General features: G+C 67.6%; 18 protein-coding genes. 7 read left to right on the plus strand and 11 right to left on the minus strand.

The annotated features are described in order from the left end of the window. Positions 1–19: 19 nt before the first annotated feature. Positions 20–1,408 (minus strand): TIGR03013 family XrtA/PEP-CTERM system glycosyltransferase, encoded by a 1,389-nt coding sequence (locus NLI89_RS00855; protein WP_254685250.1) that lies wholly within the window; start codon positions 1,406–1,408, stop codon positions 20–22. A 161-nt stretch (positions 1,409–1,569) separates the two neighbouring features. Here NLI89_RS00855 and NLI89_RS00860 point away from each other — a divergent pair, with 161 nt between their 5' ends. Next, positions 1,570–2,643: a mannose-1-phosphate guanylyltransferase/mannose-6-phosphate isomerase gene (locus NLI89_RS00860; protein WP_439144456.1), complete on the plus strand. Its 1,074-nt coding sequence runs from the start codon at positions 1,570–1,572 to the stop codon at positions 2,641–2,643. Between the two features lie 88 nt (positions 2,644–2,731). Here the strand turns inward: NLI89_RS00860 and NLI89_RS00865 are convergent, their stop codons facing one another. Next, positions 2,732–2,893, minus strand: a complete 162-nt coding sequence (locus NLI89_RS00865; protein WP_254685251.1) for a hypothetical protein — start codon at positions 2,891–2,893, stop codon at positions 2,732–2,734. Positions 2,894–3,102: 209 nt separating this feature from the next. On the opposite strand from NLI89_RS00865, the gene NLI89_RS00870 reads away from it, so the two are divergent. Together NLI89_RS00870 and NLI89_RS00875 are read left to right on the plus strand one after the other, a co-directional pair. Continuing rightward, positions 3,103–4,917, plus strand: coding sequence for a DUF885 domain-containing protein (locus NLI89_RS00870; RefSeq protein WP_254685252.1), 1,815 nt, complete (start codon positions 3,103–3,105; stop codon positions 4,915–4,917). A gap of 6 nt (positions 4,918–4,923) precedes the next feature. Beyond that, a complete protein-coding gene (locus NLI89_RS00875; RefSeq protein ID WP_254685253.1) occupies positions 4,924–6,009 on the plus strand; it encodes a sialidase family protein in 1,086 nt (361 codons plus the stop codon). A 238-nt stretch (positions 6,010–6,247) separates the two neighbouring features. On the opposite strand, the gene NLI89_RS00880 is transcribed toward NLI89_RS00875, so the two are convergent. The 6 genes from NLI89_RS00880 to NLI89_RS00905 all read right to left on the minus strand — a co-directional run bounded on the left by NLI89_RS00880 (position 6,248) and on the right by NLI89_RS00905 (position 17,714). Beyond that, positions 6,248–8,551, minus strand: coding sequence for a glycoside hydrolase family 3 C-terminal domain-containing protein (locus NLI89_RS00880; RefSeq protein ID WP_254685254.1), 2,304 nt, complete (start codon positions 8,549–8,551; stop codon positions 6,248–6,250). Positions 8,552–8,825: 274 nt separating this feature from the next. Beyond that, entirely contained in the window at positions 8,826–12,365 is a 3,540-nt protein-coding gene (locus tag NLI89_RS00885; protein WP_254685255.1) for a hydantoinase B/oxoprolinase family protein, read from the minus strand. A 7-nt stretch (positions 12,366–12,372) separates the two neighbouring features. After that, positions 12,373–13,434, minus strand: a complete 1,062-nt coding sequence (locus tag NLI89_RS00890; RefSeq protein WP_254685256.1) for a PLP-dependent cysteine synthase family protein — start codon at positions 13,432–13,434, stop codon at positions 12,373–12,375. Continuing rightward, the gene (locus NLI89_RS00895; protein ID WP_254685257.1) at positions 13,431–15,467 is read right to left on the minus strand and encodes a M3 family metallopeptidase; all 2,037 of its coding nucleotides are present in this window, start codon (positions 15,465–15,467) and stop codon (positions 13,431–13,433) included. The genes NLI89_RS00890 and NLI89_RS00895 overlap by 4 nt, the downstream gene beginning before the upstream one ends. A 10-nt stretch (positions 15,468–15,477) precedes the next feature. After that, positions 15,478–16,884, minus strand: coding sequence for an L-serine ammonia-lyase (locus NLI89_RS00900; RefSeq protein WP_254685258.1), 1,407 nt, complete (start codon positions 16,882–16,884; stop codon positions 15,478–15,480). A 164-nt stretch (positions 16,885–17,048) separates the two neighbouring features. After that, positions 17,049–17,714 (minus strand): Crp/Fnr family transcriptional regulator, encoded by a 666-nt coding sequence (locus tag NLI89_RS00905; RefSeq protein ID WP_254685259.1) that lies wholly within the window; start codon positions 17,712–17,714, stop codon positions 17,049–17,051. Between NLI89_RS00905 and NLI89_RS21700 the strand changes: the two genes are divergently transcribed. From NLI89_RS21700 to NLI89_RS00915, 3 genes are read left to right on the plus strand one after another with little or no spacing between them, the layout of a single operon-like run. Continuing rightward, on the plus strand, positions 17,697–17,831 hold the full coding sequence (locus NLI89_RS21700) for a hypothetical protein (protein WP_302675537.1): 135 nt from the start codon (positions 17,697–17,699) through the stop codon (positions 17,829–17,831). The two genes, NLI89_RS00905 and NLI89_RS21700, sit on opposite strands and share 18 nt — an antisense overlap. Then, positions 17,831–18,610 (plus strand): class II aldolase/adducin family protein, encoded by a 780-nt coding sequence (locus NLI89_RS00910; RefSeq protein ID WP_254685260.1) that lies wholly within the window; start codon positions 17,831–17,833, stop codon positions 18,608–18,610. The genes NLI89_RS21700 and NLI89_RS00910 overlap by 1 nt, the downstream gene beginning before the upstream one ends. Before the next feature lie 19 nt (positions 18,611–18,629). After that, positions 18,630–19,799, plus strand: a complete 1,170-nt coding sequence (locus NLI89_RS00915; protein WP_254685261.1) for an alpha-hydroxy-acid oxidizing protein — start codon at positions 18,630–18,632, stop codon at positions 19,797–19,799. Positions 19,800–19,851: 52 nt separating this feature from the next. Here the strand turns inward: NLI89_RS00915 and NLI89_RS00920 are convergent, their stop codons facing one another. From NLI89_RS00920 to NLI89_RS00930, 3 genes are all read right to left on the minus strand, one after another. Beyond that, positions 19,852–20,595, minus strand: a complete 744-nt coding sequence (locus tag NLI89_RS00920) for a class I SAM-dependent methyltransferase (protein ID WP_254685262.1) — start codon at positions 20,593–20,595, stop codon at positions 19,852–19,854. A gap of 66 nt (positions 20,596–20,661) precedes the next feature. Beyond that, complete coding sequence (locus NLI89_RS00925) at positions 20,662–20,907, minus strand: hypothetical protein (protein ID WP_254685263.1); 246 nt, start codon at positions 20,905–20,907, stop codon at positions 20,662–20,664. Positions 20,908–21,028: 121 nt separating this feature from the next. Next, entirely contained in the window at positions 21,029–24,235 is a 3,207-nt protein-coding gene (locus tag NLI89_RS00930) for an autotransporter outer membrane beta-barrel domain-containing protein (RefSeq protein ID WP_254685264.1), read from the minus strand. Between the two features lie 136 nt (positions 24,236–24,371). Between NLI89_RS00930 and NLI89_RS00935 the strand changes: the two genes are divergently transcribed. Further along, positions 24,372–24,863, plus strand: a complete 492-nt coding sequence (locus tag NLI89_RS00935; RefSeq protein WP_254685265.1) for a hypothetical protein — start codon at positions 24,372–24,374, stop codon at positions 24,861–24,863. Positions 24,864–24,866: the final 3 nt, after the last annotated feature.

Consider the following 24,866-nt stretch of genomic DNA (forward strand, 5'->3'; position numbering starts at 1 on the left):
GCCATGACCAGGGCGGCGATCATCGCGCGCCGACCGGCCACAGCACGACGCGCAATGTCTGCAACAGGATCAACATGTCGAGGAACGGCGAATAGTTCTTCGCGTAATACAGGTCGTATTCGAGCTTGTGCCGGGCATCCTCGATCGACGCGCCGTACGGATAATTGATCTGCGCCCAGCCGGTGATCCCCGGCTTCACCATGTGTCGCTCGGCGTAGAAGGGCAGTTGTTCTTCGAGCTGTTGGACGAATTGCGGGCGCTCGGGACGCGGGCCGACGAAGCTCATCTCGCCCTTCAGCACGGTCCAGGTCTGCGGCAGTTCGTCGATCCGCACCTTGCGGATGAACCGGCCGATGCGGGTGATCCGTGGATCGTCCTCCGCCGCCCACACCGCCGTCCCTGCGACCTCGGCATCCTGCCGCATCGAGCGCAGCTTCAGGATGTCGAAACCCTCGTGATAGAGACCGACGCGACGCTGGCGATAGAAGGCTGGGCCCTTCGACTCGAGCTTGATCGCGATCGCGGTGAGCAGGATGATCGGCAGCGTGATCGCGAGCAGCAGCCCGCTGGCGACGATGTCGAACGCGCGCTTGAAGACGCTCGACAGCATCCGGCTGGACGCGAACCCGTCCGAGAAGATCAGCCAGGACGGATTGACGCTCTTGAGGTCGATGCGGCCCGTCTCGCGCTCGAGGAAGGACGATATCTCGCTGACCTGCACGCCCGTCGTGCGGACGCGGAGCAGATCCTTCATCGGCAGCGCGTTGCGGCGTTCGTCGAGCGCGAGGACGACTTCGCTCGCATTCTGGTCGACGATATGCGCCGCGAGGTTGGGAATATCGCCGCGCGGGGTCGCGTTCTGCACGACCGGGTCTGCCTCGCCCATCAGCACGAAGCCGGCAACGACGAAATTCACGCCGGGCTGTTCGGACAGCGCGAGGATCCGCGCCGCCCGCGTGCCCGCCCCCAGCACGACGATCCGCCGCTTGAACGTCTCGCCCCCCAGCGTCTTGCCGAGCAGCGCGCGCACCGTGACGAGCAGGACGGTCGCGATCACCGTCGAATACAGCAGGTTCGATCGCCACAGCGCGAGTGGCGGCACCAGAAAGAAGATCAGCGACAGGAACATCACGCCGAGCGACAGCGCCACCGCCAGCCGCGCGGCGGCGAAGCGCAACGACAGGAACGACGCGACGCCATACGCGCCGACCGCGACCAGCGACACCTGCAGCGCGATGGCGAAGGTCAGCAACTGGGCGATGCGGGTATGGATCGGCGCGACGGCCATGCCGATCTGATGCGCGCGGACGACCCAGCCGATCTCCGCCGACGTCACCAGCAACACTGCGTCGACCAGGCCGAGCAGGAGGACCGCATAGGGTACGTAATGCTTGAAGAGCCGTATCATCGTCCGCTATCCCGACGCATCATTGTAAACGCTACCGACACTTGAACGCCACGTTTCGCAGCAATTCCCCAAAAAAGCCTGAAGACCACGCATCCATTTGGACCATTCGGCGATTGGCACGCGTGGCGACTGCGCTATAGCACAGCGCATCAGGAGGCTTCATGACTGCACGTACGATCGTTCCCGTTATTCTTTCAGGTGGTTCGGGTACGCGCCTCTGGCCGATGTCCCGCCCCGAAATGCCCAAGCAGATGCTGGCGCTGACGGCGAACGAGACGATGCTCCAGTTGACGGCAGGCCGTGCCCAGGGCGAACGCTATGCCGCGCCGATCGTCGTCGCCAATGCGCGCCACGCCGATCTGGTCGAGCAGCAACTCGCCGATGCCGGGGCGACGCCGCAGGCACTGATCCTCGAACCGGCCGGTCGCAACACCGCGCCGGCGATCGCCCTCGCGGCAATCGCCGCGGGTGGTGGCGGCGACGCGTTGCTGGTGATGCCCTCGGATCACGTCATCGGCGATATCGCGGCGTTCCATGCCGCGATCGAGGCGGCGATGCCGCTCGTCACGCAGGGGTGGCTCGTCACCTTTGGGATCGCACCCGACGCGCCCGAGACCGGCTATGGCTGGATCCAGATCGGCGACGAGCTCCAGCCCGGCGTCAACCGCGTCGCACGGTTCGTCGAGAAGCCGCCGCTCGACAAGGCGCAGTCGATGCTCGCCAGCGGCGATCACGCCTGGAACGGCGGGATCTTCCTCTTCCAAGCCGACGCGTATCTGGAGGCGCTGGCGCAGTTCAATCCCGGCATCCTGATCGCGACGCGCGAAGCGATGGACAAGGCGCGGACCGAGGGTACGCGGATTTATCCCGACGCGGCTGCCTTTGCCGCCTCGCCGGACGATTCGATCGATTACGCAGTGATGGAGAAGGCGGACCGGGTCGCGGTCGTGCCGGTCGCGATGGGTTGGAACGACGTCGGCAGCTGGGACGCGCTGCACGCGATCAGCGACGTCGACGACCAGGGCAATGCCCATCGCAGCCAGGGCGACGGCGCGGTTCTGGCGATCGACACGAAACAATGCTTCGTCCGCAGCGACGGCATCCGCGTCTCGCTCGTCGGGGTGGAGGACCTGATCGTGGTCGCGAGCGGCAACGACGTGCTGATCATGCCGCGCGGCCGCAGCCAGGAGGTCAAGAAGTTGATCGAAGCCATGAAGGCCAAGCCGGCGAGCTGACCGGCCAAGCGTGACGGGAGCGTCCCGGGCAGCGTGACGGGCAGCGTCACGGGCTCGGGCGCAAACCACGGCGCCCGAGCCGACCGCCTTAGCGCTTCTTGCGGGCCTGAACCTGTGACAGGCGCGTGAGCAGCATCGGAATATCGTCGGTGATCATCGTATCGGTCGGCGTTTGCCAGGACGAGCGCAGCGTCTCGCCGATGGCCTGTAAACGTGCGTCGGCTCCACGCCTGGATGTCTCGTTTCGCACTTCAACCTCACCTACGCATACGAAACCCGGCGGGTCCCTGGGGGGGATGGGGACACCGCCGGGCTCTCCTGTCCAACCTATGATCGCGGCCGTGGTTCCGGGGGTTTCGATGGTCGCGCCCCGGCCTGCGTCGATTTCGTGTCGGTTCGGCTCTGGCGGTTCGCGTCCCGATCCGCGAAGATGCGGGCCAGTTCACGGGAGAGTTCGTCATGGATCGTCGCCAGTTCCTCGCATCGGGGGGCGTCGCCGCGCTCGCCACAACCTTGCTGCCGTCCAGTGCGTTCGCGCAGTCGACCGGCGACACCGCGCTCAATGCGGAGTTCGAGCGGATCTTCCAGAAGAGCGTTGCGCGGTCGCCCGAGCTGGCGACCTCGCTGGGCCTCGACAAGGGCCCGCTCGCCGGCCTCAAGAGCCAGCTCTCGCCAAGGACGCCCGAAAAGCGCGCGCGCGACGTCGCCGAGACCAAGGCGTCGATCGCGAGCCTGGCGCGCTATGACGGCGCGGGGCTCTCGCCGGCGGCTAAGCTGAACCTCGAAGTAGTGCGCTATTCGCTGAACACGCAGATCGCCGCGCCCGAGACATTCGGCATGGACAGCCCGATCCGCCCCTACCGGATCTTCCAGCAGGGCGGCGCCTATTTCCAGGTGCCCGATTTCCTCAACACCGCACACACGATCAACGCGACGCCCGACGCGGAGGCGTATCTGGCGCGGCTCGACCAGTTCGGCACGGTGCTCGACCAGGAGAGCGCGATGCAGCAGGCGGAGGCCGCGCGTGGCTTGCTCGCGCCCGGCTGGTCGCTCGACCTGACGCTCGGCCAGATGCGGAAACTGCGGGGCCAGCCGGCCGCGACGTCGAGCATCGTCCAGTCGCTCGTCAGGCGCGCTGCGGCCAAGGGCCTCGCCGGCGACTGGCAGGCGCGCGCCGCGAAGATCGTCGACGAGAAGGTCTATCCCGCGCTCGACCGCCAGATCGCGCTGATCGAGCGGTTGAAGCCGACCACCAAGCCCGGCGACGGGATCTGGCGCGTGCCGAACGGCGATGCGATCTACGCGATGGCGCTGAACCAGGCGACGACGACGACGATGAGCCCCGACGAGGTCCACCGCATCGGCCTGGCGCAGGTCGCGGAGATCACCGCGCAGCTCGACACGATTCTGAAGTCGCAGGGGTTCACGACCGGCACCGTCGGCGAGCGGCTCGCCAAGCTGAACGTGATGCCCGATCAGCTCTACGCGAACACGGCCGAGGGTCGCACGGAGCTGATCGCGGGGCTGAACGACAGCGTGAAGGCGATGTACGCGAAGCTGCCCCAAGCCTTCTCGGAAGTGCCGACGCAGCCGCTCGAAATCCGTGCGGTGCCGGTGGAGATCCAGGACGGCGCCTCGAACGGCTATTACAATCGCGCCTCGCTCGACGGCAGCCGTCCGGCGATCTATTTCGTCAACCTGAAGGACGTCGGCGACTGGCCGAAATACACGTTGCCCTCGCTCACCTATCACGAGGGCGTACCGGGGCATCACCTCCAGATCAGCCTCGCGCAGGAATCGAAGGACATTCCGACGTTGCGCAAGATCGGCTTCTTCTCGGCCTATTCGGAAGGCTGGGCGCTGTATGCGGAACAGCTGGCCGACGAGCTCGGGGCGTATGGGTCGCCGCTGGAACGCGCGGGCTATCTCCAGTCGTTCCTGTTTCGCGCGACGCGACTGGTGGTCGATACCGGCATCCACGCCAAGCAGTGGAGCCGCGAGAAGGCGACCGATTACATGGTCGCGACGACCGGCTTCGCACGGCCGCGGACGCAGCGCGAGGTGGAGCGGTACTGCACGCAGGCGGGGCAGGCTTGCAGCTACAAGGTCGGTCACATGGCGTGGACGCGGGCTCGGGTGAAGGCGAAGGCGGCGCTCGGCGACAAGTTCGACCTGAAGCAGTTCCACGACATCCTCAAGGAGGGCGCGATGCCGCTGACGATCCTGGAACGCCGCATCGACGAGCGGATCGCGGCGATTCGCGGGCGGGCGTAAATCGGCGTGAAGGCGGCGATCATCGGGCTGGCAGCGATGCTGTCGGGGGCTGCCGCTCCCGGCAATGCCCCGCGGCCATCCGTGGCGGCTGCCATCCTGAAGGCCGAGGTGATCGACGCGCACGCGCCCTATCCGCAAGCCCACGCGTCGATGATCGTGCAACTCGCCGACGGCAGCCTGATGGCGGCGTGGTTCGCCGGATCGGGCGAAGGCAATGCCGATGTCCGGATCTGGACGTCGCGCAACGGCGGCGGCGTGGGCGACAGTTGGACGGCGCCCGAACCGGTGGCGAGCGGGATCGGCGCGGATGGGGGCCGCCTTCCGACGTGGAACCCGGTGCTGTTCCAGCCAGCCCGCGGCGACCTCCGCCTGTTCTACAAGGTCGGGCCGAACCCGCGCGACTGGTGGGGGATGATGATCCGCTCGACCGATAATGGCCGTAGCTGGAGCAGGCCGGAGCGCCTGCCCGATGGTGTCCTGGGGCCGATCAAGAACAAGCCCGTCGTGCTGCGCGACGGCAGCTGGCTATCGCCGTCGAGCCGCGAGGAAGGTACCGCGGAGGCCAATCGCTGGTCGCTCCGCATGGAACTGAGCACCGATCGCGGCGCGCATTGGACGGTCGAGCCGCCGATCCCCTCGCCGATGCATATCGAGGCGATCCAGCCCAGCGTGCTGTCCTATCCCGATGGCCGGCTCGAACTGATCGCCCGCACGCGGCAGGGTGCGCTGGCGATGAGCTGGTCGAAGGATACCGGTCGCACCTGGTCGCCGCTGGCTGCGATCGACCTTCCCAACCCCAATGCCGGGACCGATGCGGTGACGCTGCGGGATGGGCGACAGCTGATCGTGTACAATCACAGCGGGCACTGGCCCGACCGTCCCGGCGACGGACCGCGCTGGCCGCTGAATATCGCACTGTCGGACGATGGCGTGCGCTGGCATCCGGTACTGACGCTGGAGAGCAAGCCGCTCCCCGACGGCTATGCCTATCCCGCAGTGATCCAGACGCGCGACGGGCTGGTCCGGATCACCTACACCTATGATCGCAAGCACATCAAATACGTCGTGGTCGACCCGCGCCGGCTGCGCTGATCCGGACGGAAAGCGATGTCCAGGACGTCTCGAGGTTCAGCTTTGGGCGCGTGTCCCAACGCGCTCCGTCACCCCGGACTGGTTCCGGGGTCCACCGTTCCGCGAACCAAAATCTCTCGATCGTGCGGGACCGTGGATGCCGGAACGAGCCCGGCATGACGGAGGAGAAGAGCTGATCTGGCGCCTAGAACCGAATGGCGACGCCGCTTAACTCGAACGGGATAACCGCCGAACTCGCTCAGCGTCCCCGGGCGTCGAGCGTCTGCGCGGCAACGCGGACCGTTGCGGTCTGGACGATATCCGCTGCCGAGGTTGCCAGCATGACCTTGTAGTCGCCGCCCGCGATCTTCCAGCCGCCGCTGGCGACGTCGAACGTCGCGAGCAGGCGCGGGTCGATCGTTACCGACACCGTCTGGCTCTTGCCGGGGGCGAGATCGACCTTGCGGAACGCGCCGAGCCGCTTGGGCGCTTCCCAGCCGGCGCCCGACACATAGACCTGCGCGACCGCCTTGCCCTGTACCGCGCCGGTGTTCTGGACGGTGAAGTCGGCCTTGATGCCCTTGCCCGCGGGCGCCGCGGTCAGGCCGGTCATCGCGAAGTTGGTGTAGGAGAGGCCATAGCCGAACGGGAACAGCGGCTTGGCGCCGGTCTTGTCGAACCATTTATAGCCGACCGCCGCGCCCTCAATGTTGTAATTGCCCATCGGATGCGCGTCGCGATCGAGCTTCGGATCGCCCTCCAGCTTGGGCCGCGGGGTCTGTGCGAGCGACGCGGGGAAGGTCGCGGGCAGGTGCCCCGACGGATTGACCTCACCGGTCAGCACGCGCGCGATCGCCTCGCCGCCTGCCGTGCCCGGATACCACGCCTCCAGCACCGCGCCGACCTTGCCGAGCCACGGCATCACCACCGGACCGCCGGTTTCGAGCACGACCACGGTCTTCTTGTTTGCCGCCGCGACCGCGTCGATCAGCGCGTTCTGGTTGTCGGGCAGGTTCAGGTCGGGAACGTCGATCGACTCGCCCGTCCACTGCTCGCCGAACACGATGACGACGTCCGCTTTCCGCGCCGCTGCGGCAGCAACCTTGACGTCCTTGCCGTCGAGATAGGTGACGGTCGCGCCAGTCCGCGCCTGCAACGCCTTCATCGGCGACGAGGCGTGATAGGTCTTGGGACCGGGAAAGCCGCTCGGGAACTCGTCGGGTACGATCAGGCCGTTGGTCGGCGCATTGTGCGAATACACCTGCGACGATCCACCGCCCGACAGCACGCCGACATCGGCATGCGCGCCGATCAGCAGGATCGACTTCGCGGTCTTGGCGAGCGGCAGCAGACCCGCGGTGTTCTTCAGGAGGACGATGCCTTCCTCCGCATCTGCGCGCGTGACGGCGGCGTGGGCGGTGTAGTCGATCTTGGTCGCCTGATCGCCCGCCACGACGGTGTCGAACGCGCCCACCGAGACCATGCCCCACAGCACGCGCCGCGCCATGTCGGTCGCGCGCGCTTCGCTGACATGGCCGTTATTGACCGCCTCGCGCAGCGCATCGGCGAAATAGGCCGAGCGATCGAACGCCCAGCCGGACTGCTGGTCGAGCCCGGCATTGGCGGCCTCGCTGGTCGAATGCACCGCGCCCCAGTCGGACATGACATAACCCTTGAAGCCCCAGTCGCGCTTCAGGACTGTGTTGAGCAACCAGTCGTTCTCGCACGCATAATGGCCGTTCACGCGGTTGTAGGAACACATCACCGAGCCGGGCTGGCCGACCTCGTTGGCGATCTCGAACGCGAGCAGGTCGGACTGGCGCGCGGCCTGCTCGCCGATCTGGTGATCCATCGTGAAGCGGTTCGTCTCCTGCCCGTTGAAGGCGTAATGCTTCATCGTCGAGACGACGTGCTGCGACTGGATGCCTCTGATTTCGTGGCCGGTGATGACGCCCGCCAGCAACGGATCCTCGCCGCCATATTCGAAGTTGCGCCCGTTGCGCGGCTCACGCGTGAGATTCATGCCGCCCGCGAGCTGCACGTTGAAGCCCGACAGGAACGCCTCCCGGCCGATCATCGCGCCGCCGGCCTGCGCCAGCTCGGGGTTCCAGGTCGCCGCGGTCGCGATCCCCGACGGCAGCGAGGTGCGCAGGCGCGGCGTCGGCCCGCGCTGGCTGGCGACGCCGACGCCGGCATCGGTCTGCCACTGGTTCGGGATGCCGAGCCGCGGGATGCCGGGGACGATCCCGGCGGACGCGGGCAGGCCGTCCTTCGGATAGACCCAGTTCTTGACCGGCGTCTTCAGCCAGTCGGCATTGGTCGCGAAATAGCCGAAGGTGAGCTGCAGCTTCTCGTCGAGCGTCATCTCCTTGAGCAGCAGGTCGACGCGGGCGTCGGCGCTCAGCGCGGTGTTCATCCATGGTCGCGCCGTGGGGCCCTCGGTCCGCGCCGCCGCAGCACCGGGCGCGTTGTTGGTGGTCTGCGCGATAGCGGGCGCGGCGATCGCCAGCACCGATCCCGCGAGCAGACGGACGAACAGGGCGCGGGAACGGGATGCGGTCATGGGCTCACTTTCAGGCTGATCGAATGCGTGCCGTGTGTGCCGCGTTCGTCGCGGTATCGCAACCAGTCGTCGCGGTGGTCTCCCCTCCCTGAAAGGGAGGGGTTGGGGGTGGGTCGGTTTTCCGGATCTTGTGACGTCGGCGACTCAAGCCCGCCTACCCACCCCCTGCCCCTCCCTTTCAGGGAGGGGAGCAGAAGTAGGTGCAGCGCTTTACTGCACGTCCAGCGCCTTCGCCATCAGGCGAAAGTCCGTCTCCCGCGTGGCGCGAGTACGGTCACGCTTTCCCGAAACCACCGCCGCCGGGCGTTTCGATCACGAACACATCGCCCGGCCGCATGTCGACCTTGGCGGTGGAGCCGAGGTGCTCGACGCTGCCATCGGCGCGCTCGACAGTGGCCGAGCCCCGCCCGCCCGCGTCGCCGCCCGCCATGCCGAACGGGGCCACGCGGCGGCGGTTTGCGAGAATGCAGGCTGTCATCTCTTCGAGGAACCGCACACGCCTCGTCGCGCCATCCCCGCCGCGGTGCGCGCCTGCCCCGCCCGAGGCCCGGCGGACCGAGAATTCCTCCAGCAACATCGGAAAGCGCGTCTCGAAGATTTCGGGGTCGGTCAGCCGGCTGTTGGTCATGTGCGTCTGGATCACCGACGCGCCGTCGAAACCGGGGCCTGCGCCTGCGCCGCCGGCAATGGTCTCGTAATATTGGTGTGTGTCGTTGCCGAAGGTGAAGTTGTTCATCGTCCCCTGGCTCGCCGCCATCGCGCCGAGCGCGCCGAACAGCGCGTCGGTGACGACCTGGCTGGTTTCGACGTTGCCGGCGACGACCGCGGCCGGGTAGCGCGGGTTGAGCATCGAGCCTTCGGGCACGCGGATCGTCACGCCGTGCAGGCAGCCGTCGTTGAGCGGCACCGCCTCGTCGATCAGCGCGCGCACCACATAGAGCACCGCGGCGCGGACGATCGAGACGGGGGCGTTGAAGTTGGTCGGGCGCTGCTCGCTCGTGCCGGCGAAGTCGACCTCCATCGTCGCGGCGTCGCGGTCGACGCGGACGGCCACGCGGACCACTGCGCCGTCGTCCATTTCGTATGCGAAATTGCCGTCGTTGAGCGTCGCGATCAGGCGGCGGACGGCGGCGTCGGCATTGGCCTGGACGTGTTCCATGTAGGCAGCGACGACGTCGGTGCCGTACTCGTCCGCCAGCCGTGCGAGCCCGGTCGCGCCGCGCGTGCAGGCCGCGAGCTGCGCGGCCAAGTCCGCGATGTTCTGGTCGATGTTGCGGGCAGGATACGGCCCGCTTGCGAACACTGCGCGCATCTCCGCTTCGAGGAAGCGACCTTCGTCGACCACGAGGACGTCGTCGAGCAGCACGCCCTCATCTTCCACCGAGCGGCTCTCGGGCGGCATCGATCCGGGGGTGATCCCGCCGACGTCCGCGTGATGGCCGCGGGCAGCGACAAAGAAGGCTGGCGCGTCGCTGTCTCCTGCGAAGACCGGCATGATGACGGTGATGTCGGGGAGGTGCGTCCCGCCACGATACGGCGCATTGAGCGCGTAGGCGTCGCCGCGACGGATACCGCGGCCGTCTGCGCCGTTGCCGCGCGCGTCGATGATCGTGCGGATGCTTTCGCCCATCGAGCCCAGATGGACCGGGATGTGCGGCGCATTTGCGACGAGGTTGCCGTGCGCGTCGAACAGCGCGCAGCTGAAGTCGAGGCGTTCGCGGATGTTGACCGACGCGGCGGAGCGCTGGAGCGCGGCCCCCATCTCCTCGGCGATGCTCATGAACAGACCGGCGAAGATCGCCAGCCGGACCGGATCGGAGTCGGTGCCGATGCTGGCGCCGACGCGTGGTGCGATGCGGTCGAGGATCAGGTTGCCGATCGGATCGACGCGCGCGCGCCAGCCGGGCTCGACGATCGTGGTCGAGACGCTATCGAGGATCAGTGCGGGGCCGTCGATACCGTGTCCGGCGGGGAGGCCTTCGCGCGCAAGGACCGGCGTGTCGTGCCACTCGCCGGCCATATAGACGGGGACGACGGACAGCGGTGCGGCAGGCTCGTCCGGGAACGCGACGAGCGCGGCGTCGATCGGCGGGCTCTCGGCGATGGCCTCGGCGACGATACGGTCGGCGATCAGCGGCGCTTCGCTGGCGAAACCGAACTGCGCGACGTGCCCGGCGTCGAACGCGGCGATCATCGCTGGCGGTTCGGCGAGATCGAGTTCGATGGTGTGGTCGGTCTGGCCTCGGCGCAGATGCACGCGGCGTTCGATCCGCACGTCGTCCGCCGGGACGCCTTGCGCTACCAGCGCGTCGCGCGCCGCCTCCGCCAACCCGTTCAGCGCCTGCATGATCGCGGCATAGTCCGCGAACGCCGTGCCTGACGTTGCCTCACGCAGAACCCGGCGATCGGCGAGCCCCATGCCGTACGCCGACAGCACGCCGGCCAGCGGATGGATCATCACCCGGTCCATCGCCAGCGCATCGGCGACGAGGCACGCATGCTGCCCCCCGGCCCCGCCGAAACACGCCAGCGTGTACCGCGTCACGTCATGCCCGCGCGCGACGGAAATCGTGCGGATCGCATTCGCCATGTTCGCCACGGCGACCGCGACGAACCCTTCCGCTGCGACTTGCGGGTCGAGCGGCAACTCCGCGAAGCGGGCGGTCACCGCTTCGGCATCGAGCGGCTGGTCGCCTGCCGGTCCGAACAGCGCTGGGAAGAATTCAGGGCGAACCTTGCCGAGCATCACGTTGCAATCTGTCACCGTCAGCGGCCCGCCGCGCCGATAACACGCAGGCCCCGGCACAGCGCCCGCGCTCTCGGGGCCGACGATCAACCGCTCGCCATCGAAGCGGCAGATCGAGCCGCCGCCCGCCGCGACGGTATGGATCCGCAGCATCGGCGCGCGGATGCGGGCGCCGGCGATCAGCGTCTCGGTGTCGCGCTCGTACGTGCCGGCGTAGTGCGACACGTCGGTCGAGGTGCCGCCCATGTCGAAGCCGATGACGTGCGCGAACCCGGCCTCGCGCGCCGTTGCGGCCATGCCGACGATGCCGCCCGCCGGGCCCGACAGGATCGCGTCCTTGCCGCGAAAGCCTGCGCCGTCGACCAGTCCGCCCGACGACTGCATGAACAGCGCGTCCTGACCCAGCGCGTCGCTCAGGCCCGCGACATAGCGATCGACGACCGGCGACAGATACGCATCGACCACGGTCGTATCGCCGCGCCCGATCAGCTTGATGAGCGGCGCGACGCGGTGGCTGACCGAGATTTGCGTGAAGCCGATCTCGGCCGCGATCTGCGCCAGCACCTCCTCGTGCGCCGTGAAGCGATAGCCATGCATGAGGACGATCGCGACGGCGCGCAGCCCGCTATCGAACGCAGCCTGCAAACCTGCGCGGGCCGCTTCCGCATCGAGAGGGCGGAGCACATCGCCCTCGGCGCCGACCCGCTCGTCGATCTCCACGACATGCGCGAACAGCGGCGGCGGACGGTTCACGTCGCGCGCGAAAATGTCGGACCGTTCCTGGTGCCCGATCAGCAGCGCATCGCCGAACCCGCGCGTGATCGCGAGGACGGTCGGTTCGCCCTTGCGCTCGAGCAACGCGTTGGTCGCGACGGTCGTGCCGATCCGCAATTCGAGCGGCACATCCGCCCCGTCGGTCAATCGCCGGATCGCCTCGACCGCCGCGTCGCCGTAGCGCTCGGGATCTTCCGACAGCAGCTTGGCGGTGACGATCCGTCCGTCCGGCTGCCGCGCGACGACATCGGTGAACGTGCCGCCGCGGTCGATCCAGAACTGCCATGCGGTCATCGGTTACTCAGCCCAGAAAAGCGGTCATCCGTGCGGCGGCATCGGTCCACGCCACCTGGCGCTCGTCGAGCCACGCATCGTCGTAATAGGTGCAGCCATAGCGCTCGCCGCCATCGCACAACAGCGTGACGATGCTCCCCGTCTCGCCCGCCGCCGCCATCTCCTCGACGAGTCCGGCGCAGGCCCAGAGGTTGGTCCCGGTCGATCCCCCGACACGCCGCCCGAGCCGGTCGGACAACGCCCGCATCGCGCCGATGCTGTCGGCGTCCTCGACCGCGATCATCCGGTCGATGACGCTCGGCACGAAGCTCGGCTCGACGCGCGGTCGCCCGATCCCCTCGATCCGCGACGCGCACCCTTCGGGCAAAGCGGTGACCGAACGGTCCGCGAAATGGCGGTGGAAGACCGAATGCACCGGGTCGGCGACGCACAGTTTCGTGTCGTGCCGGCAATAGCGGATGAAGCGCCCGATCGTCGCCGACGTGCCGCCGGTCCCCGCGCCGCAGACGATCCAGGACGGCCACGGATGCTCCTCCTCGGCCATCTGCGCGAAGATGCTTTCGGCGATGTTGTTGTTGCCGCGCCAGTCGGTCGCGCGCTCGGCATAAGTGAACTGGTCGAGATAATGCCCGCCGGTCTCGGCCGCGAGCCGGTGCGAGACGGCATAGACGGTGCGCGGATCGTCGACCATGTGGATCTCGCCGCCATGAAAACGGATCGCGTCGAGCTTGGGGCTAGCGGTCGTCGCAGGCACCACCGCGATGAACCGCAGGCCCAGCATCCGGGCGAAATACGCCTCCGATACCGCGGTCGATCCCGACGAGGATTCGATGACGGTCGTCTCCGGCCCGATCCATTCGTTGCACAACGCATACAGAAACAACGACCGCGCGAGCCGGTGCTTGAGGCTGCCGGTCGGATGCGAACTCTCGTCCTTCAGATACAACACGATGCCGGGATATCGTGGCAAATCGACGCGGATCAGGTGCGTGTCGGCGGACCGGTTATAGTCCGCCTCGATCCGCCGCACCGCCTCCGACAACCAGCGTCGGTCGACCCGCTTGGTCACCCTTGCAGCCCGTGCCGGACCAGCATCGCAGTCGGCTCGGGATCACGCCCGCGGAACGCGCGGAAGCTCTCCGCCGCCGGCCGCGTCGCACCGCGCGCGAGCACTTCCTCGCGGAACCGGTCGCCGGTCTTGCGATCGACGAGGCCGGCCTCGGCGAACGCCTCGAAGCCATCCGCGGCCAGCAATTCTGCATAGAGATAGCTGTAATAGCCCGACGCATAGCCGCCTGCGAAGATGTGGCTGAACGCATGCGGGAAGCGGTGCCATGCGGGCGGGCGGATCACCGCGACCTCGTCGCGCACCGTCTCGATCACCTCGATCGGGTCGCTGCCCATCGTGCCGAGATGGAGCAACAGGTCGAACAGCGCGAACTCGACCTGGCGCAGGATGAACATCCCCGCCTGGAAATGCCGCGCCTTCACCATCCGCTCGAACAGGTCGGCGGGGAGCTTCTCACCGGTCTTGTAGTGGCCTGACATGCCGGTCAGCACGGCCTTGTCCCAGGCGAAATCCTCCATCAGCTGGCTCGGCAGCTCGATCGCGTCCCATTCGAAGCCGTTGGTGCCGGCGATGCTCGGCCGGTTCACCTTGGTGAAGAGCAGATGGATGCAGTGACCCGTCTCGTGCAGCAGCGTCGTCACGTCGTTGTGCGACAACAGCGACGGCGTCTCGCCGCCATCGGGTGCGAAATTGCACACGAGATACGCGACCGGCACCCTCACGGTGTTGCCGTCGTGCAGCCGAGGCCGCGCCTGCGCCATCCATGCGCCGCCACGCTTCCCGGTGCGCGCGTGGAGGTCGAGATACAGCCCCGCGAACACCGTCCCGCTCTCGTCCACCACGTCGAAGAACCGCGCATCGTCGTGATACAGCGAGACGTCGTCGCGCTCGACCAGCTTGATCCCGAACAGCCGCTGCATCAACGTCTGCCAGCCCTCCATCACGCGCTCGACCGGGAAATACGCCTTCACCACCTGTGCATCGACCGCATAGCGATCCTGCCGCAACCGGTTCGACACGAAACCCGCATCCCACGGCTCGAAATCGGCGATCCCGAGCTGCTCGGCAGCGAACGTCTTCAATTCGGCGAGATCGCGCTCCGCGGCCGGCTTCGCGCGCCGTGCCAGATCGCGCAGGAACGCGATCACCTCGGCGCCGTTCGGAGCCATCTTGGTCTCCAGCGACCACGCGACCGGATCGGTGAAGCCGAGCAGCTTCGCGCCCTCGTGCCGCAGTTCGAGGATCCGCGCGATCCGCGCACTGTTGTCGAACTCGCCCGCATTCGGCCCCTGGTCCGACGCACGCGTCGCGAACGCGCGGTACACGCGCGCGCGCAATTCACGGTTCTCGGCGAAGGTCAGCACCGCGTTGACGCTCGGCTGCTGCAAAGTGACCAGCCAGCCTTCCAGCCCCTTCGCCTTGGCGGCATCCGCGAACATCGCCTTGTCCGCGTCCGAAATCCCCGCGAGATCCACCTCGTCCGTCACCAGCTCCGACCACGCGTCGGTCGCGTCGAGCACCGCGCTGCCGAACTCGTTCGACAGGCCCGACAACTCGACCGAAATCTCGCTGAACCGATCGCGCGCCTCGGGCTCCAGCGCGACGCCCGACAATTTGAAATCGCGGATCGTCTGCTCGACGGCGACCCGGTCCTCATCCGACAGCGAGGCAAACTCAGGCGACACGCTCAGCGCCACGAACACCTCGTACAGATTGCGGTTCTGCCCGACCTTCATGTCGTTCTCGACAAGCCGCTTCTGCCCCTCCGAATACGCCGCGCGCAGCTCTGGCGTGTCCGCCACGCCGTGCAGATGCGACACCGCCGACCAGATCGCGCCGATCTCGGTATTCGCCCGCTCGTACGGCAGCCACGCACCCGCGAAATCGGTCGGCCGCGCGGTCGTCAGCGCCTCGACCATCGCCTCATGCCGCGCGATCGCCTCGTCGAGTGCCGGCGCGATCTGGTCGGGAGAGAGCTCCGCAAAACGGGGCAGCGACAGCGTATCGAGAAGCGGGTTCGTCGGGGCAGTCATGGGAAATCCTTCAGCATTCGACGACGTTGACGGCCAGGCCCCCAAGCGACGTCTCCTTATATTGCGAGCGCATGTCCTCACCGGTCTGGCGCATCGTCTCGATCACCGCATCGAGGCTGACGATATGGCGACCGTCCCCCCGCAGCGCCAGATACGCGGCGTTGATCGCCTTGATCGCACCCATCGTGTTGCGCTCGATGCAGGGAATCTGGACCAGTCCGCCGATCGGATCGCAGGTGAGGCCGAGATTATGCTCCATACCGATCTCGGCGGCATTCTCGATCTGTTCGTTGGTCCCGCCGAGCGCCGCGACCAGCGCCCCAGCCGCCATCGAGCAGGCGACGCCGACCTCGCCCTGGCACCCCATCTCGGCCGCCGAGATCGACGCGCGCTTCTTGTAGAGAAACCCGATCGCCGCCGCCGTCAGCAGGAAGTCGTGCGCGCCCTTCGCCGTCGGGTCCTTGGTGAAATTCTCGTAGAAACGCAGCACCGCCGGCAGCACGCCTGCCGCGCCATTGGTCGGCGCGGTCACGACGCGGCCACCCGCCGCATTCTCCTCGTTCACCGCGAGCGCATACAGGCTCACCCATTCGAACACCGCGGAGGGATCGGCCGCGGTATCGCGCGCTTGCAACCCCTCGAACAACGCCTTCGCGCGACGCGGCACCTTCAGCCCGCCCGGCAGGATACCACCCTGCCGACAGCCGCGATCGATCGACGCGAACATGGCGTCCCGGACGGCATCCAGGAACGCATCGGTCTCGCTGTCCGGCCGCCACGCGATCTCGTTCTCGCGGACGATCTCGGCGATCGTCATGCCCGTCGCGTCGCCGGTCGCGAGCAGTTCCGCCCCCGACGAGAACGGCCGCGGCAACAGGATGTTCGCCTTCACCGGCCCCGACCCCGCCTCGACGATCGCGCCGCCACCGATCGAGAAATAGGTCCGCTCGACGCTCCGCCCATCGGAGAACGAGGCGGTGAAGGTCACCGCATTGGGATGCCCCGGCAGGAAGGTCTGCGCATGGAACAGCAGATGCTGGCTCTCCTCGAACCCGATCTCGACCCGCTCGGCCAGCATCAGCCGCCCGCTCGACCGGATCGCCGCCAGCCGCACCGGGATCAGGTCCGGATCGATCGTCTCCGGCTGCGCACCGCTAAGGCCGAGCATCACCGCGCTGTCGGTCGCATGCCCCCGCCCGGTCAATGCCAGCGAGCCGTACAGGTCGACACGCACCGACACCGGCTGCTCGTCCGCGACCAGATCCGCGAACAGCCACGCCGCGCGCATCGGCCCGACGGTATGCGAACTCGACGGCCCGATCCCGATGGTGAAGAGATCGAGGATGCTGATCGCCTGGTGGCAATCGGGACGCGCGCGCGCCTGTTCGTCCGGGCGATCGAAGGTCAAAGGAGTCATGGTCGGACGCAGTGTCTGCGATCGGACGTGTCGCAAAGGCGATCGGCTCTCGTCAGTTTCGCGCTACGCAAACCATCATCCTCTTACGCCCGTATCTATTGCCTCGGACCGATCGCGATCATGCACGCAATCGGCGCCATCGTCTCCGCCCCCTAGCCGCTCCGTCACTCCGCGGCGATACCCTGCAACCGGGGCACGTCACGTATCACGACCTGCGCATAGGATATCGCGACGAGGCCATCCCGTTCGAATCGCTTGAGATGTCGGTTGAGCGTCTGGCGCGCGATTCCCACCACCGCGGCAAGTTCCTCCTGGCGGATGTTCACCCCGCCCGCACTTGCCGAGGATGCCCGGAGCAGGGCCTGCGCCAGGCGCGCCCGGATCGACTGGCCGATACTCTGCGTAATGAACCGCAGCGCGGTGCGTTGGTGCGCGCACACCAGCAGGCCAAGATCGCGGTAGAGTTCGGGCGCCGCGGCGGCAGCGCGTCCGAACGCGGGCATCGCGATATGGAGGAGCGAGGTCGGCCCGTACGCGATCGCGTCATGCGGCCTCGGATGTCCGTCGAGCGTCGACAGCTCGCCGAACCATGTTCCCGGACGCACGATCAGCGCGAGCAGTTCGCTGCCATTGGTCGACAGGCTCTTCAGCCGGACCTGCCCGTCCAATACCGCCCACAGCCCGTTCGGCGGGTCGCCCGATCCATAGATCCTGGCGCCGTTCGCCAGACGTTCGGTCCGGGCTTCTCGCAAGAGCAGCGCGCGGCGGCCGGGGGGTATGCCCCCAAACCAGCTGTCACTTGCCAGCATGTCGTGATCGACGTCGCGCATGGCCTCAACGATACGCGAATTTTCGGGATTGTCGCCATGGTGACAATATTTGCAGGGATCGCGGCGTATCAGGGGATCATCGACCGTAGCAACGGCGCGGCAACAGGAGATGGATGATGGCGACGGCACTCAAGTCGGTCTCGACCGTACAGGAACAGGTTTCTCCCGAGGAATGGGCGCTGCGCGTCGATCTGGCCGCGGCCTACCGGCTGGTCGCGCTGTACGGCTGGGACGATCTGATCTTCACGCATCTGTCCGCGCGCGTGCCGGGGCCGGACCATCATTTCCTGATCAATCCGTACACGCACATGTTCGAGGAGATCACCGCATCGTCGCTGGTGAAGATCGACGTCGACGGCAACAAGGTCATGGATACGCCGGCGCCGGTCAACCGCGCGGGCTTCGTGATCCATTCGGCGATCCACAGCGGGCGTGACGACGCGGTCGCGGTGCTGCATCTGCATACGCCGCACGGGCAGGCGGTGTCGGCGATGGCCGAGGGACTGTTGCCGCACACGCAGACCGCGATGATCGCCGGGCACGACGTGGCCTATCACGACTTCGAGGGCATCGCGACCGAGCTGGAGGAACGCGAGCGGCTCGTCGTGGACCTGGGCAGCAAGAACGCGATGATCCTGCGCAATCACGGGACGCTGACCGTCGGAGAATCGGTGCCGCAGGCGTTCCTGCGGATGTATTTCCTCGAGCGTGCATGTGAGGCGCAGGTGCTGATGCTGAGCGCGGGTCGCGAGAATCTGAACACGCCGAACCAGGGCGTGGCCGAAAAGGTCGAGGGGCAATCGAGCGCTACCGGCATGCGGATGCTGGCGGACGGGCTCGCCTGGCCGGCGTTGCTGCGCAAGCTCGACCGCGTCAATCCGGGCTATCGAGACTGACCGCGACACGCTTCGGAGCATGACCATGCCGCATTACGGCGATTATCAGAACGCGATCTATTTCGCCGGGCTTGCCGGGGTCGTGCCGACTGTCCCGGTCGACTTCGCATCGCTGGAGGCGCGAGCCGCGGCGGCGCTGCCACCGTCCGTGCTCGGCTATCTCCAGGGCGGCTGCGGGGACGAATTCACGCAGCGCCAGAATGCCGACGCGTTCCGCCACTGGGGCATGACGCCGCGGATGATGGTCGACTGCACGCACCGCGACCTGTCGATCGACCTGTTCGGCATGGCTCTGCCCAGCCCGATCTTCATGAGCCCGGTCGGGATCAACGGGATGTGCACGCAGGACGGGCACGGCGACGTCGCCGCGGCGCGGGCGGCGGCGATGACCGGCGTACCGCTGATCCAGTCGACGCTGTCGAACGATCCGCTCGAGACGGTTGCCGGCGCGCTGGGCGACACCCCGGGGTTCTTCCAGCTCTACACGCCCAAGGACAAAGCGCTGACCGAGAGCCTCGTCGGCCGCGCCGAGGCGGCGGGCTACAAGGCGATCGTCGTCACGCTCGACACCTGGGTAACGGGTTGGCGACCGCGCGACCTGAACGCCGCCAATTTCCCGCAGCTTCGCGGCCATGTCCTGGAGAATTACTTCAGCGATCCGGTGTTCAAGGCGATGCTCGCCAAGCCGCCGCGCGAGGATTTGGCGGCGGCGGTTCGGCAATGGGCCGGCACGTTCGGCAAGGTCCTGACATGGGACGACATGCCGTGGCTGCGGTCGCTGACATCGCTGCCGATCGTGTTGAAGGGCATCTGCCATCCCGACGACGCCAGGCGCGCGATCGACCTGGGGGCGGACGCGATCTATTGCTCCAACCATGGCGGGCGGCAGGCGAATGGCGGGATCGCCGCGATCGACATGCTGCCCGCGGTCGTCGAGGCGAGCGGCGACGTGCCGGTGCTGTTCGATTCGGGCATCCGCTCGGGCAGCGACGTGGTCAAGGCGCTCGCACTCGGTGCGACGGCCGTCGGCATCGGGCGACCCTATACCTACGGGCTGGCGCTCGACGGTGCGAACGGCGCCGCGCATGTCCTGAAATGCATTCTCGCCGAGGCCGACCTGCTGATGGCGGTGAACGGCTATCCGACGATCGCGCAGGTCAAGGCCGCTGGCGCCACGCGCATGGGGTAATGGGCGACCTCCCCGGGGAGCATCGGTTGCTCCCCGGTCGGGCACGTTGTGTTTACGGCTTGCGGAACTTGTAGACGAACTGGTCGGTCTGGCCGCGGATCGCCGGATCGAACACGGCCTTGCTGTGATCGTCCGCCGGGTTGCGCAGCACGGTCGATTCGCCGACGAACTTGAACCCCGCCGCCTGGACCTGCGCCTTCACCGCCGCCGGATCGATCCGGTGCCGCGTTTCGGTGCCGCTCATGCCGCTGCCGGGCGCGTCGGCGTGATCGATGACGATGTACGTGCCGCCACGCTTGAGCATCCGGAACACCGCGCCGTCGAACGCCCGCAACGCCGGTTCGCCCGCGCCCTTGTTGGGAATGTCGTGATAATTCTGCGCGGTCCAGAACACGTCGACCGGCCGGGGCGAGGTCGGCAGGTTGGTCGGCTGCACCTCGGCCGTCACGTTGCCGAGGCCGCGCGCCTGCAACGCCGGCAGCGACGTCTCGGCGTATTTCGCACCGGCGGCCGGCCATATCGCATAGACATGCCCCTTCGGACCGACGACGCCGGTGAAGATCCGCGTCCAGTATCCCGCACCCGGCAAGTAATCGACGACGACGTTGCCCGGCTTCACGCCCGAGAACGCCAGCACTTCGGCGGCCTTGCGGCGTGCATCGTCGCCCTGCTGATCGGCGCGCGCGGGATCGGCCAGTGCTCTCGTGATCGCCGGGCTCGCTTTCTGGGCATCGGCAACACCAGTGCCGGCGGCAATCGTCATCGCCAATGCGGCGCCCGTCCAGATCGACTTCATCATCCGTCTCCCACCAGTCCGGACGACACCGCCGGATCGATGGGCAGGATCGTCCGGAAGCCGCCGCTAGTCCAGATCGTTCTCGCTGATCACAACGACCTCCTGGTCGGGATCGCGGGCGAGCGCGGTCGCACCCATCCCGGCGATCTCGTCGGCATGCTGCCTGAAGATCGCGACCGCTTCACCCTCCGGCGACACCGTGCTCAGCGCCTCCAGCACATCGTACTGGACCGCGAACTGATGACGCTCGTCGCTGATCTCCGCCTCGAACTCGACCTGGCGGAGGTCGCTATTGTCCTCGAGCTTCTTCATATCGATGTCCAACCGGTCCTCGGCCATGTTCCTTCGCTCCTCATTCGCTGGTCATTCCCTGGGCCGACAACAGTCCGGGGGCGGAATCGAGCCATTACCAGCCCCCGAAAACAGCCGCCGCCTACAGCCCGATCTGCAGGCTCGCACGCAGCGACAGGGCGACGCGGCCCTGTTGCTGCTCGGCGTTGAACTCGCCGCCCATCCGGAAGATGCCGTTGCCGCCGACGCCGCGCAGCTTGCCGACCCAGCCGCTGGTGCGCTTTTCGGGGGTCAGCGTGAACGACTGGCCACCTTCGAACGCCGCGGTGGTCGCGCCGAGGCCACCGCCGACGATCTGTCGACGGCCACCCTCGGCCTCGACGCGGAACCAGCCGTCCTGATAGTCGGGACCGCCGAAGTTCAGCCCCAGCGCGCCACTGCCGGTGACCGCGAGTTCGTCGCTGGTGCGCGACTGGACCACGAGGTCGATCGCCTTGCCGCCGCCGGTCTCGCTATAGCCGTCCTCCTTGAGCTTGTAGTAATCGATCGCGAGGACGGGGCGGAAGATCAGCTTGCCCTTGCCTGCCTCGTACGACAGCCCGCCGGATGCTGCGTAGAGCGTGCCGTTCCAATCGCCGTTCGTGGTCCGATCGACCGCTTCGCTGCCGATCGCACCGCTGAAATCACGCGAGCCGTCGAACTTGATCGTGGCACCCGAGACGCGCGCATTGGCCTGCAGACCGCCCCAATGTCCGCGCCAATATCCGGCCAGCTCATACTGGTTCGATCGCACTTCGTTGTTGGTGCCGTCATCGGCATCCTGCCCGTTCAGATACGCGAGCGAGGTGCCGAAATTGCCGACGCCGGTCTTGTACTCCGCGCCTGCGGACACGCCCCAGCCGCTGATGTCGTAGCCTGCGGTATCGGCGACGCTCTTCGAGGTGCCCCATGCGACCTGCGTCACCCAATACCCCCATTTGCCTTCGTCCTTGAACGGTCCGTGCGGGTCGGCGAGCACCCGGGCGGTCGCGCGCGAGCCCATCGTGACCGCCTCGAACGTGCCGCCGGCATGGTCGGGCAGCATCTGGCGGACCGAGCCGCGGAATGCGTCGCCATCGGTGATGTTGAGGAACGCGCCGCCGATCTTCTCGTCGTTGCCGAGCGCCTTGTAGATCGCATCATAGGCCGACGCCTGCGAGCGGTTGAGCCCGAGTTCGGTCGACGATTTGCGCGCCACGTCGACCGCAAGCTCGTTGCCCGTGCCGGTCGCGATGCTGCCCTTGTAGAGGAACGGGAGCAGGGTCGTGGTCGCGGTGAGGTTTGCGGCACCCGTCAGCGTACCGGCGCGTAGGACCGTGTAGCGACCTTCGGCATCGACGACGCTGGTGAGCCTCAGCGCGAGCTTGGAATCCTTGTCGAAGGCTGCGGTGCCCGCGACCTGGATCGCCGTGCTGGTGCCGCCGGCCTTGTCGAGCGTCACGGCGAGCACGCCGCCCCCGGTGACCGAGAGCGACGCGATCGACGCGGCCTTGGTGATGTCGAGCGTGCCGCCGGCGACCGCGACCGCGAGCCCTTGCGCGTTGGCGAGTGTGCCGGAGAAGCGCGAGGTGCCGCCGAGCGTCAGCGTGTCGGTACCGCCACCGAAATCCGCCGCACCGTTGAACACCGACGTACCGGCCAGCGTAAGCGCGTCGTTGCCCGCGCCGAACACCGCGCCGCCGGTGAAGTTCGCGTCACCCGACAAGGCCAGGCGGTTGGTGCCGCTCCCGAACCGTGCGGTGCCGGTGACGGTGCCGTCGGCGACGTCGAACAGGTCGTTGCCGGTGCCGAAGCGCACGTCGCCGACCATCGCGGGCGCGGCGATGCCGGTCGCGACCGCGGTCTGGCGGACGATCGTGCCCGTCGTGTTCGCCGAGAGGTCGATCGCGACGTTGCGCTCGGAGGTGGCGAGCGCCCCCGAAGCACCTATGCTGCCGCTGTTCTCGACCAGCGTGACGATGCCCGACCGGTCGAGGATGCCGATCGCGGTGCCGTCGGCCGCCTGTGCAGTCGCCTTGATCGTGCCGCTGTTGCGGACCGTCGCGACCGAGGCACCGGTGTCGATCAGAACGGCCGTCGAGCGCGATGCAGCAGTGCCGCCGCCGGCTGCCGAGATCGCGCCGGCATTGCGGATTTCGGGAGTCGACGCACCGCTGCCGAGCTTCAACCCAGTCGCGCTCGCGCCGTTCGCCGCCGCCGCGACGGTGCCGTTGATGCCGATCCCGCCGGCGATCGTCACCGCGCCACCGAGCCCGCCGATCGCCAGGCCGTTGCCCTCGACACCGCCATACACGCCGCTGCCCGCGATCCCGCCGTCGACGATCAGGCCGAAGCCGGTTCCCGTCCCCGCGACCGCGCCGATCGCGACCGCCCGCGTGGCCGAGCCGATCTGCACTGCCGGCGCCGCGCCATAGGAGGTGATCGCAGCCGAGCCTTCGGTGGCGTCGGGCAGGCCGTCCTTGTCCTCGTCGGTATCCGTCGTGCTGGCGTCCTTCGGCGGCACTGCGAAGACGATCCCGCCCGACACGTCGCCGGCGACGACCAGCGCCGATCCGCCCTGCAACAGATCGTCGGCTTCTAGCTTCGAGGGGTCGGCGGGGGCCGTCACATAGCGATAGCCGGTCGAGCCCAGCGCGCCCTGCACCACCAGCGCACCCGCGATGTTACCATCGACGCGTGCGGCCACCGCGCCCTGCCCGATCGCCGCGATCGTCCCCGCGAGCCGGACGTTGCCGGTCACGTCCGCGATCCGCACGCCGGTCGAGCGATCGCCGGTGACCGAGGTCTGCCCGTCATGCGTGAACGCGCCGGTCAGTGGGCCGCCGAGCCAGATGCCCGCCGAGTCGTTGCCTTTCACCGTGATCGCGCCGCTGTTGACGATCGCTCCCGTGTAGGCGCCCGCGGTGCGGATGCCGGTGCGTCCCGTGCCGGCCGCGAACGGCCCGTCGAGGTCGCCGTCCTTGTCGATATCGGTCGCGACATAGCTTTCGTCGACGATGATCTTGCCCGCCGCCGCATTGGTGATGCCGCCGCCGGTGCCGGCATTGGCGAGGATGCCGGTCGAGCCATCGGCGTTGGTGACCTGGATCGTGCCTTCGTTTGTGACCGAGTTGACGCTGTCGACCGTGACCGCGGTGCCGCTGGTCGGCGTTACCGATCCCGCAGCGACGATCTTGAGGTTGTCGGGGGCGCCCGCCTTGATCGTCGAGGTCCGCACCGCATCGGTCCGCTTGGTGTCGATCACGGTTTGCGCCTGGACGCCTGTCGTCACGGCGAACAGGCAGGTGGTGGTCAGTAGGAGACGACGCATACGGAACCCTTTTCGATGTGTTTTCGAACAGAGGACGGAGGCGCGGCTCGCGAACCTTGAACCGCGCGCAATTATCCCGTGGCACCAGGACCCCGGCGGCGCGTTGTCGGCTCGAGAATTTCAGGGAAATGCCAGCATGATCACCACCATCGCCGAACTCGACCGCATCCGCGACGACAGCAAGCGGCTCGTCACGACGCGCTCGATGATGTCGGCGGGGGCCGCGGTCGTGCCGATCCCCGGCGCGGATATCGTCGCGGACATCGGCCTGCTCACCAAGCTGCTGCCCGAGATCAGCAAGCGCTTCGGCCTCGATCACGACCAGGTGCAAAAGCTCGAGCCGCAGATCGCGCAACAGGCGCTGGTAATGGCGTCGAGCCTCGGCAACACGATGATCGGCCGGATGGTGACCAAGCGCATCGTCGTCGCCCTGCTCCGCCGCGTCGGCGCACGCGTCGCGGTCGGATCGATGGCGAAGTTCATCCCGTTCGCGGGCTCGGCGGTGGCGGCGACGATCAGCTTCGGCGCGATGAAGCTGGTCGGCAACTCGCATGTCGACGATTGCTACAAGACCGCCCTGGCGCTGCTCCCCGCGGACCAACGCGCGCTGGCGAACGCGAAGGCGTAAACG

Source organism: Sphingomonas faeni, from assembly GCF_024273235.1.
GTDB lineage: Bacteria > Pseudomonadota > Alphaproteobacteria > Sphingomonadales > Sphingomonadaceae > Sphingomonas > Sphingomonas faeni_A.

Bases quoted from the DNA above. Each gene is read 5' to 3' on its own strand.
- NLI89_RS00855 (WP_254685250.1), bottom strand. From the start codon at position 1,408: ATGATACGGCTCTTCAAGCATTACGTACCCTATGCGGTCCTCCTGCTC.
- NLI89_RS00860 (WP_439144456.1), top strand. From the start codon at position 1,570: ATGACTGCACGTACGATCGTTCCCGTTATTCTTTCAGGTGGTTCGGGT.
- NLI89_RS00870 (WP_254685252.1), top strand. From the start codon at position 3,103: ATGGATCGTCGCCAGTTCCTCGCATCGGGGGGCGTCGCCGCGCTCGCC.
- NLI89_RS00880 (WP_254685254.1), bottom strand. From the start codon at position 8,551: ATGACCGCATCCCGTTCCCGCGCCCTGTTCGTCCGTCTGCTCGCGGGA.
- NLI89_RS00885 (WP_254685255.1), bottom strand. From the start codon at position 12,365: ATGACCGCATGGCAGTTCTGGATCGACCGCGGCGGCACGTTCACCGAT.
- NLI89_RS00895 (WP_254685257.1), bottom strand. From the start codon at position 15,467: ATGACTGCCCCGACGAACCCGCTTCTCGATACGCTGTCGCTGCCCCGT.
- NLI89_RS00900 (WP_254685258.1), bottom strand. From the start codon at position 16,884: ATGACTCCTTTGACCTTCGATCGCCCGGACGAACAGGCGCGCGCGCGT.
- NLI89_RS00905 (WP_254685259.1), bottom strand. From the start codon at position 17,714: ATGCGCGACGTCGATCACGACATGCTGGCAAGTGACAGCTGGTTTGGG.
- NLI89_RS00910 (WP_254685260.1), top strand. From the start codon at position 17,831: ATGGCGACGGCACTCAAGTCGGTCTCGACCGTACAGGAACAGGTTTCT.
- NLI89_RS00915 (WP_254685261.1), top strand. From the start codon at position 18,630: ATGACCATGCCGCATTACGGCGATTATCAGAACGCGATCTATTTCGCC.
- NLI89_RS00920 (WP_254685262.1), bottom strand. From the start codon at position 20,595: ATGAAGTCGATCTGGACGGGCGCCGCATTGGCGATGACGATTGCCGCC.
- NLI89_RS00925 (WP_254685263.1), bottom strand. From the start codon at position 20,907: ATGAAGAAGCTCGAGGACAATAGCGACCTCCGCCAGGTCGAGTTCGAG.
- NLI89_RS00930 (WP_254685264.1), bottom strand. From the start codon at position 24,235: ATGCGTCGTCTCCTACTGACCACCACCTGCCTGTTCGCCGTGACGACA.
- NLI89_RS00935 (WP_254685265.1), top strand. From the start codon at position 24,372: ATGATCACCACCATCGCCGAACTCGACCGCATCCGCGACGACAGCAAG.